At 70.9% G+C, this 12324-nt stretch carries 13 protein-coding genes; 8 read left to right on the top strand and 5 right to left on the bottom strand.

What is annotated here, in order from left to right:
- Position 1: 1 nt before the first annotated feature.
- Positions 2-229: a hypothetical protein gene (locus ABZ928_RS07985; protein ID WP_361515906.1), complete on the bottom strand. Its 228-nt coding sequence runs from the start codon at positions 227-229 to the stop codon at positions 2-4.
- A 223-nt stretch (positions 230-452) separates the two neighbouring features.
- Between ABZ928_RS07985 and ABZ928_RS07980 the strand changes: the two genes are divergently transcribed.
- Positions 453-1496: an alpha/beta fold hydrolase gene (locus ABZ928_RS07980; protein WP_361515904.1), complete on the top strand. Its 1044-nt coding sequence runs from the start codon at positions 453-455 to the stop codon at positions 1494-1496.
- Positions 1497-1574: 78 nt separating this feature from the next.
- Here ABZ928_RS07980 and ABZ928_RS07975 read toward each other — a convergent pair whose 3' ends face one another.
- The gene (locus ABZ928_RS07975; protein WP_361515902.1) at positions 1575-2105 is read right to left on the bottom strand and encodes a toxin-antitoxin system, toxin component; all 531 of its coding nucleotides are present in this window, start codon (positions 2103-2105) and stop codon (positions 1575-1577) included.
- A 32-nt stretch (positions 2106-2137) separates the two neighbouring features.
- Complete coding sequence (locus tag ABZ928_RS07970; protein ID WP_361515900.1) at positions 2138-2794, bottom strand: helix-turn-helix transcriptional regulator; 657 nt, start codon at positions 2792-2794, stop codon at positions 2138-2140.
- A 237-nt stretch (positions 2795-3031) separates the two neighbouring features.
- Here ABZ928_RS07970 and ABZ928_RS07965 point away from each other — a divergent pair, with 237 nt between their 5' ends.
- The 3 genes from ABZ928_RS07965 (at position 3032) to ABZ928_RS07955 (ending at position 6604) form a co-directional block, all read left to right on the top strand.
- Positions 3032-3688 carry a hypothetical protein gene (locus ABZ928_RS07965; RefSeq protein WP_361515899.1) on the top strand — a complete coding sequence of 219 codons (657 nt, stop codon included), beginning with the start codon at positions 3032-3034 and terminating at the stop codon, positions 3686-3688.
- A 147-nt stretch (positions 3689-3835) separates the two neighbouring features.
- Positions 3836-4900: a substrate-binding domain-containing protein gene (locus ABZ928_RS07960; RefSeq protein WP_361515897.1), complete on the top strand. Its 1065-nt coding sequence runs from the start codon at positions 3836-3838 to the stop codon at positions 4898-4900.
- Between the two features lie 102 nt (positions 4901-5002).
- On the top strand, positions 5003-6604 hold the full coding sequence (locus tag ABZ928_RS07955) for a beta-N-acetylhexosaminidase (protein ID WP_361515895.1): 1602 nt from the start codon (positions 5003-5005) through the stop codon (positions 6602-6604).
- Here ABZ928_RS07955 and ABZ928_RS07950 read toward each other — a convergent pair.
- Together ABZ928_RS07950 and ABZ928_RS07945 are read right to left on the bottom strand one after the other, a co-directional pair.
- A complete protein-coding gene (locus tag ABZ928_RS07950; protein WP_361515893.1) occupies positions 6598-7359 on the bottom strand; it encodes a hypothetical protein in 762 nt (253 codons plus the stop codon). The two genes, ABZ928_RS07955 and ABZ928_RS07950, sit on opposite strands and share 7 nt — an antisense overlap.
- Before the next feature lie 42 nt (positions 7360-7401).
- Positions 7402-8160, bottom strand: coding sequence for a GntR family transcriptional regulator (locus tag ABZ928_RS07945; RefSeq protein WP_361515891.1), 759 nt, complete (start codon positions 8158-8160; stop codon positions 7402-7404).
- A 103-nt stretch (positions 8161-8263) separates the two neighbouring features.
- On the opposite strand from ABZ928_RS07945, the gene ABZ928_RS07940 reads away from it, so the two are divergent.
- Genes ABZ928_RS07940 through ABZ928_RS07925 form a run of 4 tightly spaced genes read left to right on the top strand, consistent with a single transcriptional unit; the run spans position 8264 to position 12256 of the window.
- Complete coding sequence (locus ABZ928_RS07940) at positions 8264-9313, top strand: ABC transporter ATP-binding protein (RefSeq protein ID WP_361515889.1); 1050 nt, start codon at positions 8264-8266, stop codon at positions 9311-9313.
- A gap of 52 nt (positions 9314-9365) precedes the next feature.
- Positions 9366-10562, top strand: a complete 1197-nt coding sequence (locus tag ABZ928_RS07935; RefSeq protein WP_361515887.1) for an ABC transporter substrate-binding protein — start codon at positions 9366-9368, stop codon at positions 10560-10562.
- Positions 10563-10566: 4 nt separating this feature from the next.
- Complete coding sequence (locus tag ABZ928_RS07930; RefSeq protein WP_361515886.1) at positions 10567-11430, top strand: ABC transporter permease; 864 nt, start codon at positions 10567-10569, stop codon at positions 11428-11430.
- A 10-nt stretch (positions 11431-11440) separates the two neighbouring features.
- On the top strand, positions 11441-12256 hold the full coding sequence (locus ABZ928_RS07925; protein WP_361515884.1) for an ABC transporter permease: 816 nt from the start codon (positions 11441-11443) through the stop codon (positions 12254-12256).
- Positions 12257-12324 lie beyond the last annotated feature (68 nt).

Genomic DNA, 12324 nt, shown 5'->3' with positions numbered 1-12324 from the left:
CTCACGCTCGCGGGACCCAGCTCTGGAGCAGCCGGAAGAACGCCTCCTCGTTGCCCGTCAGTCCCGCGTCCGCCAGCGCCTGCTCCGCCTCGGCGAGCACCGAGGGCGGCACGACGGGTGGTCGCCGGCTGTCCGGCGGACCGTCGAAGGCGGCGCGTACGGTGTGCAGCAGCCGGAGATAGGCCTGGACGGCGGTGCGCTCGCGATCGGTCAGTACGGCGGTGGGCATCGGTCGGCTCTCCCCAAGTCGGCTCGTCGGTCTCGCACCCGCACAAGGGGTGCATCTCCAGCTTGCCGCCCACCACTGACAATGAGGGTTCGCTACACCCCGGTTCGCCCGCTTAGCGGAGGCGAAACCTCCTTGAAATCGCCTGTGGGAAAGCAGTTCTACGCTGGAGGCAAGGGCTTTCGGCCGCTGCCCCGCGGCGGCCATGGAACGGGGAGGCACGTGCGTGGTCGACGTCCCGCACCGGCGCCCGGCGCGCACCGTACGGCTGCGCTCGGTGGGCGACGGTGAACTCGAAGTGCAGTACCGGGTCGTGCACGGGTACCGCCGTGCCTTCCGCATGGCCGGCGAGGGCCCCGCGCTGGTGCTCATCCACGGCATCGGGGACTCCTCGGCCACCTGGGCCGAGCTGATCCCCGACCTGGCCCGCACCCACACCGTCATCGCCCCCGACCTGCTCGGCCACGGCGCCTCCGACAAACCGCGCGCCGACTACTCGGTCGCCGCCTACGCCAACGGCGTCCGCGATCTGCTGACCACCCTCGGCATCGAGTCGGCGACCCTCGTCGGGCACTCCCTGGGCGGCGGCGTGGCCATGCAGTTCGCCTACCAGTTCCCCGAGCGCACCGAGCGGCTCATCCTGGTCAGCGCGGGCGGCGTGGGACGCGAGGTCAACCCCGTGCTGCGGCTGGTGTCGCTGCCGGGCGCCCATCTGATGCTGTCCTCGCTGCGGCTGCCGGGCATGCGGCTCCAGGTGGGGCTCGCCGTGCAGCTCATGAAGCTCCTGGACACCGACCTCGGCCAGGACGCCCCCGACCTGCTGAACCTCGTCGACGCGCTGCCGGACGAGACCTCCCGCAACGCCTTCATCCGCACCCTGCGCGCGGTCGTCGACTGGCGGGGGCAGGTGGTGACGATGCTCGACCGCTGCTATCTCACCGAGGGCATGCCGACGATGCTGCTGTGGGGCGACCGGGACAGCGTGGTGCCGGTACGGCACGCGTTCGGGGCGCACGAGGCGATGCCGGGGAGCCGGCTGGAGATCTTCGAGGGGGCGGGCCACTTCCCGTTCCACGCCGACCCCGGCCGATTCGTCTCCCTGGTCGAGGAGTTCACCGCCACGACGGACCCCGCCGACTGGAGCCGCGAGCACTGGCGCGACCTCCTGTGCGAAGGCCGCCCGGGTACCGCCGCCGGGCGGCCCGACAATGTACGCAACCGTGCGGTGGAACGTGACCTGCGCGAGGCGAGCGAGCGCAGCGCCACCTGACCGGCGAGGGCAGCGGTGTCACGTGACCGTGCGATGCCGCCGGTACTCGCCGTGGCCCGGTACGCGCGGTGCCTTCGGTCAGCTCTGCGGCCCCAGATACCCCAGCGACGCCTCGATCCGCCCCGCCAGCCGGTCCCGCTGGATGGGACCCCGTACCGACGAACCGTCCAGCCAGGTACGGCACTTGCTGGCGAGGAGCAGGCCGAAGCGCTCGGCCTCCCGCTCGTCGGCCTGGTCGAAGCGGCTGCGCGCGGCGACCTTGAGGACGGCCGCCCGCAGATCCCCGTCGTCGCTGAGCATGCGCGCGGCGACGGCGGCACCCTCGACATGATGGCCGCAGTGACCGGCCTTCATGTGCCACAGCTCATGGCCGAGGATCACCAACTGGTGCGCGGGCGCGGTGCGTTCCTCCACGACGACGAGGTCCTGGTCGGCCATGTCGAGCCACAGTCCGCTCGCGGTGCCGACCGGGAACGCGGCCGTACGGAAGTGGACCGGGCGGCCCCGGCGCCGGCTCATCGCCTCGCAGAGGGCGGTGTACAGGTCCGTGGGGGGCGCCGGTGCGGGCAGGGTCAGCTCCGCCACCAACTCGCCGCTCAGGCGGCGCATTTCCCTGCCGATGCCCACAGTTATCCCCCGGCTCACGACTCGGGCCGCTTGACGCTCTCCAGGAGCATGTCCAACCACTCGGCGACCTTGTCGCGATGCTGGTCGGTGGGAAGCTGCGCGGCCCGCCAGGCGATCCCGCGCACGCCGTGGTCCTGCAACAGCCGCTCCAGCGGATCACCGGCCGCGGCCGCCGCCTCGTCGTCGCGGTCGGCCAGCTTCTGGAGCAGCTCCTGCTCGGCGCGTTGCAGGGCCCCGGCGAGCGCCTCGGGGTCCTCGGCCGTGAGGAACCCGGCGTGCACGCGGAAGAAGCGCTGGAGGGCGTCGCAGTGCTCCATGGTGGGCCGCCGGTCGCCGTTGATGAGGGCACCCGCCTGCTGCCGTGACATGCCCGCGCCGTCGGCGATCTCCTGCTGGGTGTACTTGCGCCCGTTGGGCTTGAGCCGGGTGCGGCGCAGCAGGTCCAGGCGTTGCAGGAAGCGGGCCTGGACGTCGGGCTCGCCTGCCGGGCGGCCGCTCAGCAGGGCCTTGACCACGGGCTCGGGGACGCCGGAGGCCACGGACAGGCGGCCGGTGTGGAAGACCTCCGCGTGCGGTACGCCGAGCCGGTCGGTGAGCGCGGTGACGCGGGCGACGACGGCCGGCAGCACAGCCGTTGCCGTGGCGCCCGGACTCGCGAAGCCATCCGTCACCGACAGATCTCCTACGTCTCTCACAGGCTTCTCACAAGAAGATCATCACAAGCGGTTGCCGTGAACTCCCGGGAGAGTAGCCCCTTGTTCGAACCCACAGCCAGGTCTCGCCACAACTGTGGCCAATTTCAGCCGTCAACAGGCACGAAATGCCACGATAGTTGACACGACTCGCTCCCGGGCAGCAGGATCGGGGCGCCGCGTGAAGGCCGCATAGGCAAGAGGGGTGACCTCCCGATGGCACAACAGGCAGGAGGGCAGCGGCCGCAGCCGCGGCCTGTCCCCGACAGTCTTGAGGCCCGGGCGTATCTGCAGGACTACGCCACCCTCCTGGAAGCGATCCCCTTTCCCTCCGTGGTGCTCGACCACTGCTGGGACGTCGTGCTGTCCAACACCGCTTTCGAGACACTTTTCCGCGGTGTGGGCCCGCATCCCACGGCCATGCCCGGCGACAACTTCCTCCGCTTCGTCCTCTTCCACCCGGACGCCGCCCATGTGCTCGGCGATCACGAGTCCAGCTGGTTCCTCCCGACGCTGGCCCACTTCGCGGCCGCCGTGGAGCGCGACGGCCAGGACCACGGCCTGCAGGCCATCCGCCGGGACATCGCCCAGGACCCGATCATGGACGCCGCCTACCGCTACGGCCTGCCGCACTGGATCCGCGTGGTCGGCGAGCGGGCCCGCGTCCACGACGGCGCGGTCCGCCCGGTCCTGCACCCGGACCCGCGCTGGGGCGCCACCGACTGCCGGGTCGTGGACGAGACGCCCGGCACCCTGAGCGAGCTCGGCTACACCCGTCTGACCCTGGTCCTCCGCGAGACCCGCACCCCGTCCCGCTCCCGCGCGGCCCGCCGTTCCGCCGCCCATCTGAGGGTGGTCCCCGTCGGCGAGTGAGCCGACGATGCTCGGTGACTCTTCGTACGTTCGATCGCCAAGCGTCAGAGGTGGCCCCCTGGATGTCCGATCGGACAGAAACATTCACATCCGATCCCTCGCGGGCTAGACTCCCGACCCCACACATCGAGGGGAACGGGGCCGCCCATGCACGCCGAGGAGAGGCACCAGGCGATTCTGCGCCGACTGCGCGACAGCGGCTCGATCAGGGTCAGCGACGTCGCCGAGGAACTGGGCGTCTCGTCCGTGACCGTCCGCCGGGACGTCGAGGCCCTGGACGAACGGGGCCTGCTCGCGCGGGTGCACGGCGGGGCCGTCCTGCGGGAGACCCGCACCGGGACCGGCGCCGAGCCCTGGCGGCCCCCGGGCGGCCAACTGCCGCGCACCTTCGGCATGATCGTGCCGGACGCCACCTACTACTACCCCGAGGTCATCAAGGGCGCCCGTGAGTCCGCCGGACGGCACGGCGTCCGCCTGGTCCTCGGCATCTCCCGCTACGACGAGTCCGAAGAGCGCGCCCAGGCCGAGCAGTTGCTCGCCGACGGCGTCGACGGCCTCCTCCTCACCCCGACCGGCACCGGCGACGGCCCGCCCTGGTACGCCGAACTGCCCGTCCCCGTCGTCCTCGTGGAGCGCCGGCGCGGCGACGAGACGGCCACCGAGCACGTCGTCAGCGACCACGTCCACGGCGCGCGTCTCGCCGTACGCCACCTCGCGGGCCTCGGCCGCAAGAACATCGGCCTCATCCTGCGCGAGGACAGCCCGCACGCCGACGCGGTCCGCGACGGCTACGAGGCGGCCCTCGCGTCAGCGGGCCTCCCCGCCCCCGAGTCGGCCCGGTTCGTCGCGCCCGCCCCGCCGGACGCCGTCCGCCGCGACTACGACCAGCGCCTGGACGCCTACCTCGACCAGGTCACCGACGGCCGGGTCGACGCGGTCCTCGTCCACAACGACCACGACGCCTTGCTCCTGCTCAACAAACTGCGGGCGCGCGGCATCGGCGTCCCCGGCGACCTCGCGATCGTGGCCTACGACGACGACCTGGCCGCCCTCGCCGACATCCCGCTGACCGCGGTCGCCCCACCCAAACAGGCCGTGGGCGCCTCGGCGGTGGACCTCCTGCTGCAACGGGTCGGCGACCCCGACCGACCGCCGCACCGGCTCTCCATCCTGCCCGAGCTGCACATCCGCGAGTCCTCGGGCCGCACCTGACGCACCGGCGCGTGGAGTGCCGCTTTGGATGCCACTTTCGTTTGTGATCGATTGCGCGTTCGCTCTTGACTCCGATCGAACGTGCTCGCCACATTGTTCGGCATGATCCCTCACCCGTCCCGGCTCTCCTACGGCACCGGCTCCTTCGCGCTGACAGCCCGCACCGCCGTCATCGCGGACGCGGCCACCGAACGCGCGGCCGCCTGGCTGGAGTCCACCCTCACGCGCTCCCTCGGCCGCCGCACCCCCGACGGCGGCCCGGCCGTCCGCCTCACCGGCGCCGAGGGGCTCGGCGACGAGGGCTACCGCCTTCACGTGAGCCCCGACGGCGTGCTCATCGAGGCATCGGCCCACGCGGGGGCGTTCTACGGCTGCCAGAGCCTGGTGCAGCTCCTGCCCCCGCAGATCCACCGCGCCGCCGCACCCGACCGCCCCGACGCCTACGAGATCCCGTCCCTCACCATCGAGGACCGGCCCCGCTTCCGCTGGCGAGGCGTCCTCATCGATGTGGCCCGGCGCTTCCTGCCCCAGCGTGAACTCCTGCGTTACGTGGACCTGTTGGCGCTGCACAAGCTGAACACCCTGCATCTGCACCTCACCGACGACCAGGGCTGGCGCATCGAGAGCGAACGCCACCCGCGCCTGACCGAAGTCGGCGCCTGGAGACGCGAGTCGACCGTCGGCTCCTCGATCCGGGGACACCTCGACGGACGCCCGCACGGCGGCTTCTACACCAAGGCCGACCTGCGCGAGCTCGTCGCCTACGCCGCCGACCGAGCCGTCACCGTCGTCCCGGGGATCGACCTCCCCGGGCACACGCAGGCCGCGATCGCCGCGTACCCCGAACTCGGCAACCTGGGCCGCCCGATCGAGGTCGCCACGGCGTGGGGCCCCTCCGAACACGTCCTGAACGCCGAGGAGTCCACGGTCCGCTTCTTCCTCGACGTCCTCGACGAGGTCATGGAGGTGTTCCCGTCCCCGTACCTCCACATCGGCGGCGACGAGTGCGTGCGCCGGCAGTGGAAGGCGTCGGCGCGGGTGCGGGAGCGGATCCGGGAGTTGGGGCTGTGCGACGAGGACGCGTTGCAGGGCTGGTTCATCGGGCGCCTGGCCGCCCATCTCGCCGCGCACGGAAGGAAGTTGGTGGGCTGGGACGAGATCCTCCAGGGCGGACTCGCCGAGGGGGCGACCGTGATGTCCTGGCGCGGGATGCGGGGCGCGATCGAGGCGGCCCGCGCCGGACACGACGTCATCGCGACCCCCCTCACCCACACCTACTTCGACTTCCGCCAGTCGGAGCACCCCGACGAGCCCATCCCGCTCGGCTGTGTCACCTCACTGCGCGACGCCTACGCCTTCGACCCCGTACCGGAGGAACTCGACGCGGAAGCGGCCCGTCATGTTCTGGGCGGGCAGGCCCAGTTGTGGGGGGAGCCCCTCGACGGACCCCGCTCCCTCGACTACCTGGCCTTCCCCCGTCTGTGTGCCTTCGCGGAGGCCGTATGGGGTCAAGGGCCGCGCGCGTACGAGGAGTTCGCGGCCCGGCTCGTACCCCATCTGGAACGGCTGGACGCGCTGGGTGTGGAGTACCGGCCCCTCGACGGCCCCCGCCCCTGGCAGTCCCGCCCCGACGCGAAGGGCTGGAAGCGGGACCGGGAGGCCGTACTCGCCGATGTGCTCGGCGGTCCCGAGCACGCTCACTGAGCGGCGGTCACCAGCACCAGGGGCACCCCGTCGCACGGCACCAGGCGCAGCCCGCCGGCGTGCTCCGGCCGGCCCGACGCCAGCGCCCGGGCGAAGTCCGGCCCCTTGCTGAGCGAGCCGACCAGATGGCGGGGGTCGGTGGAGGCGGCGACCCGGCCGCGCGCGTTCACCAGCCGCGCCGGTCCGGGCAGCCGGCGCAGCATCGGCATGACGGCCGCCTCGAAGTGCCGCAGATACACGTCCGCGGCGGCCACCCCGGCGAACCGTCCGTCGATCTGGACCGGCGCGGACAGGGTGAGGCTGTACTCGTCGGAACAGAGGTAGTCGACATACGGACCGGCCACCGCGCGCTCCCCGGTGTCGCGGGGGAGGGCGAACCAGTCCCAGTGCGTGTAGTCGGCGTACGCCGAGTGCTCGGGATCGAGGTCCAGGAGCAGTGGCCGTACGTCGCCGTCGCGCCCCGACTGCCACCACTCCAGCCATGCCGGTACGTCGCTCAGCAGGCCCGGCGCGGCGACGAAGCCGACGCCGGACACCAACTCCTCGCGGGCGAGCCGCAGATGGAGGCCCGGGCGGAGTGCGGCGAGGTCGACGGTGGCGGGGCGGCGGCCGTCCGCGGTCACCCGTCGCAGCAGGGCCGTGGTGTCGGCGCGCGTTGCGGACACGGCGTCGAACACCGCCTCCAGGGCGCCGCGGACCCGGGCGGCGACCGATTCCTCCGCCGCCTTGTCGCGTGTTGCCGTCGCGAGGCTCATGGCTGCCCTCCAGCGGACGGGGGACCGGCCCGACCGGTACGGCTACAGCGTCAGACGCAGGGCGATCAGCCGCGACGTCGACTCCAGGACGCACCGCTCGGCGAGTTCCCTGGCCGATTCGTGGCCCCCATCCTGCACGGCCGAGATTACGAATCGGAGTCGCTCGGACACCTCTTCACGATATTCGTCGTCCCCGAGCACAAGACACAGCAGCGCCCCGACCTCCGTCTGCAACGCCACCTGCTCCCGGGTCAGCCGCGCCGACTGCGCGGCCGCGGCCAGCTCCACATGGAACCGCCCGTACACGCGACTGCGCGCGGCGGCGTCCCCGGCTTGCGTCAACTCCTCCGCCGTACGCCGTAGTTGTACGAGATCGTCGGGCTCCGTGCGCTCCGCCGCGAGCCTCGCCGCCGTACCGGAGAGGGCTGCCCAGTGGTCGCCCAGGTCGCGGAGTTCCTCGGTGCTCCAGCCGCGCAGCCGGACCTTGAGGCGGTCCTCGCCGGGGAGTTCGGGGAGGGAGACGAAGGAGCCGCCGCCGCGGCCCCGGCGGGTGGTGACCAGGCCCTGCTGGCGCAGTGCCATGAGCGCCTCGCGCAAGGTCACCGTGGACACGCCGAGCTGTCCGGCCAGCTCGCTCTCGCCTGGCAGTTGCTCCCCGTCGGCGAGCAGCCCGAGCTCGATGGCGTCGCCGATCCGGCGCACGACCGTGTCCACGCGCGCGCGGCTGTCGACCGGGGCGAAGACGGCTCTGCGGGCGCCGCCGTTCATGTGCTGCTGCTTCACGGGCACCACCTTGCACATTGACTCAAGCTTTACCCTAAGGGGGCCTTGAGCTTTGAACTATGACTTCATATGTTTCCCGTCAACAGTTCAACGCAACAGAGCACCAGAAAGGTTCCCGCCCATGGAGGGAATGGCGATCCGGCTGCACGGGCTGCGGAAGTCGTTCGGGGAGACGACCGCCGTCGCCGGGGTCGACCTGGAGATCCGGGACGGGGAGTTCTTCTCGATGCTCGGCCCCTCCGGGTCCGGCAAGACCACGGTCCTGCGCATGATCGCCGGGTTCGAGGCCCCGAGCGGAGGCCGGATCGAGCTCGCCGGGCAGGAGGTCACCGGGCTCGCGCCCTTCGAGCGGGACGTCCACACCGTCTTCCAGGACTACGCCCTGTTCCCGCACATGACCGTGGAGCAGAACGTCGCCTACCCGCTGAAGGTCCGCAAGGTGCCCAAGGCGGAACGGCTGGTCCGCGCCCGCAAGGCCCTCGCCGAGGTACGCCTTGAGGGCTTTGGGAAACGCCGGCCCGGCCAGCTCTCCGGCGGCCAGCGGCAGCGCGTTGCCCTCGCCCGCGCCCTCGTCGGCCGCCCGCGCGTCCTGCTCCTCGACGAACCGCTCGGCGCCCTCGACCTCAAGCTGCGCGAGCAGATGCAGGTCGAGCTCAAGGCGCTCCAGCGCGAGGTCGGCATCACCTTCGTCTTCGTCACCCACGACCAGGAGGAGGCCCTGACGATGAGCGACCGCATCGCCGTCTTCCACCAGGGCCGTATCGAACAGATCGGCACCCCGGCCGAGATCTACGAACGCCCCGCCAGCCCCTTCGTGGCGTCCTTCGTCGGCACCTCCAACCTCCTCGAAGGCGAGTCCGCCCACCGGATCGTCGGCACCCCGGGCACCTACAGCATCCGCCCCGAGAAGATCCGCGTCCTCAAGGAGTCCGCCGAGGCCGACGAGCCGGAGCACTCCACCGCCGTCGGCACCGTCGCCGAGGTCGTCTACCTCGGCGACGCCACCCGCTTCCTCGTCGACCTCGACGGCGGCGGCCGGCTCACCGCGCTCCAGCAGAACCTGGAGACCTCCTCCGAGGACGTGGCCGCCTACCGCGGCACCCGGGTGCGATTGCAATGGCACCGCCGCCACGCCGTCGCCGTGCCGGTGCCGGTCCCCCCGAATGACTGACCCCGCCCCCAACGACTGACCCCGCTCGTCACCCTCACCTCTGGAGTACGTCGTGCGCGTCACCCTCAAGGCGGCCGCGGCCGCCGCACTGCTCCTCGTCGTCACCGCCTGCGGATCCTCCGACGACGGCGACAACGGCTCCTCGGCCACCGGCCTCAACCCCCCTGACCTGAAGGCGCAGTCGAAGCTCGGCGCCACCGAGGGCGAGGTCAACCTCATCGCCTGGGCCGGCTATGTCGAGGACGGCTCCAACGATCCGAAGGTCGACTGGGTCAGCGACTTCGAGAAGCAGACCGGCTGTCAGGTCAACGCCAAGACCGCCGCCAGCTCCGACGAGATGGTCAAGCTGATGAAGACCGGCCAGTACGACGCCGTCTCCGCCTCCGGCGACGCCTCCCTGCGCCTCATCGCCTCCGGCGACGCGGCCCCCGTCAACACCGCCCTCGTCCCCAACTACCAGGACATCTTCAGCGGGTTGAAGGACGGCGACTGGAACTCCGTCGACGGCCAGATGTACGGCATCCCGCACGGCCGCGGCGCCAACCTGCTGATGTACAACACCGAGAAGGTCACCCCGGCGCCGACCTCCTGGGCGGCCGTCTTCGACGACGCGTCCAAGTACCAGGGCCATGTCACCGCGTACGACTCACCCATCTATATCGCGGACGCCGCCCTGTATCTGAAGGCGACCAAGCCCGACCTCGGCATCAAGGATCCCTACGCCCTCGACCAGAAGCAGTTCGACGCGGCCGTGGACCTCCTGAAGCAGCAGAACGCGAATGTGGGCGAGTACTGGAGCGACTACCTCAAGGAGATCTCCGCGTTCAAGAGCGGTGACTCCGTCGTCGGCACGACATGGCAGGTGATCGCCAACCTCGCCACCGACGAGGGCGCCAAGGTCAAGGCCTTCGTGCCGGCGGAGGGTTCGACCGGCTGGTCCGACACCTGGATGGTCTCGGCGAAGGCCAAGCACCCCAACTGCGCCTACAAATGGCTCGACTGGATCGTCTCCCCGTCCGTCAACGCCCAGGTCGCCGAGTACTTCGGCGAGGCACCCGCCAACTCCAAGGCCTGCGCCCTGACCAGCGACAAGAACTTCTGCGCCACGTACCACGCCGAGGACGAGAGCTACTGGAAGAACATCGCCTTCTGGAACACGCCCATCGAGCAGTGCCTGGACGGCCGCACCGACGTCAAGTGCGTGCCGTACGCCAAGTGGGTCCAGGCCTGGACCGAGATCAAGGGCTGAGGCGTTGACCGTACTCAACCGGACCGCGGGGGCGCTGCACCGCCGCCCCCGCCTCCGTCTCACCCTGCTCCTCACGGCCCCGCTGCTGTGGCTGGCCGTGCTCTATCTCGGTTCGCTGAGCGTGCTGTTCGTCTCCGCGTTCTGGACGACGAACTCCTTCACCTCGGAAGTCGTGAAGGTCTGGTCGACCGACAACTTCCATGAGCTGTTCACCACTCCGGTCTTCCGGCAGGTGATATTGCGCAGTGTGGGCGTGGCCCTCGCGGTGACCGCCCTGTGCGCGGTGATCGCCTTCCCGCTCGCCTTCTACACCGCGCGCGTCGCGAAGCCGAGCCGGCGTCCGCTGCTCGTGGTCGCCATCCTCACCCCGCTGTGGGCGAGTTACCTGGTCAAGGTGTACGCGTGGCGGCTGATCCTCTCCGAGGGCGGGCTCGCCGATTGGATGCTGAAGCCGTTCGGGCTCGGCGGACCGGGGTACGGACTCACGGCAGCCGTGCTGACCCTGACGTACCTCTGGCTGCCGTACATGATCCTGCCGATCCACACGGCGCTGGAGCAGCTGCCCGCCAACCTCCTCGACGCGTCGGCGGACTTGGGGGCGAGGGGCTGGCGGACCTTCCGGTCGGTGGTGCTGCCGATGGTGCTGCCGTCGGTGGCGGCGGGGTCGGTGTTCACGTTCTCGCTGAGCCTCGGCGACTACATCACCGTGCAGATCGTCGGCGGCAAGACCCAGCTGATCGGCAACCTCGTCTACTCCAACATCGAACTCAACCTGCCGATGGCCGCCGCGCTGGGCACGGTGCCGGTCGTCGTCATCGTGCTGTACCTGCTGGCGATGCGCCGCACCGGCGCCCTGAGCAGCCTGTAGAGGAGCCCCCGTGCAACTTTCCCGCTCCGCGCGGATCGCGCTGCGTGTCGCCGCCGGGTTCGGCTTCGCGGTGATCTACGTCCCGCTCGTGCTCGTCCTCGTCAACTCCTTCAACCCCGACCGGAGCGCGAGCTGGCCCCCGCCGGGGTTCACCGCGCACTGGTGGTCGGTCGCCCGGGAGAACGAGGGGGCACGGGAGGCGCTGTGGGTCTCGGTCAAGGCGGGGCTGGGTGCCACTGCAATAGCACTCGTGCTGGGCACGCTCATCGCGTTCGCCGTCGCCCGGCACCGCTTCTTCGGCCGGGACGCGATCTCGTTCGTGGTCGTGCTGCCCATCGCCCTGCCCGGCATTGTCACGGGCATCGCCCTCAACTCGGCGTTCAGTACGGTACTTGAGCCGCTGGGGGTCGGGCTCGGGCTGTTCACCGTGGTCGTCGGACACGCCACCTTCTGCATCGTCGTCGTCTTCAACAACGTCGTCGCCCGGCTCCGGCGCACCTCCGCGTCGTACGAGGAGGCGGCGATGGACCTCGGCGCCAACACCTTCCGCGCCTTCGTCGACGTCACCTTCCCGCTGGTCCGGTCGGCGCTGCTCGCGGGCGGGCTGCTCGCCTTCGCGCTCTCCTTCGACGAGATCGTGGTGACCACCTTCACCGCCGGACCGGGCGTCGAGACCCTGCCGATCTGGATCTTCAACAACATGACCCGGCCCCAGCAGGCGCCGGTGGTGAACGTGGTGGCGGCGGTGCTGGTACTGCTGTCGGTGCTCCCGATCTACCTCGCCCAACGGTTGTCCTCCGACACGGCGACGGGGAGCCGCGTCTGAAGAACGCTGGTGCCGCCGCCGGCGGGGTGCGCTCGTGGCGGGCATTCCCCCGTGGAGAGGTATGTGAC

Origin of the sequence: Streptomyces sp. NPDC046909, from assembly GCF_040644695.1 — a bacterium.
GTDB lineage: Bacteria > Actinomycetota > Actinomycetes > Streptomycetales > Streptomycetaceae > Streptomyces.
This window is presented reverse-complemented; position numbering and strand designations above follow the sequence as displayed.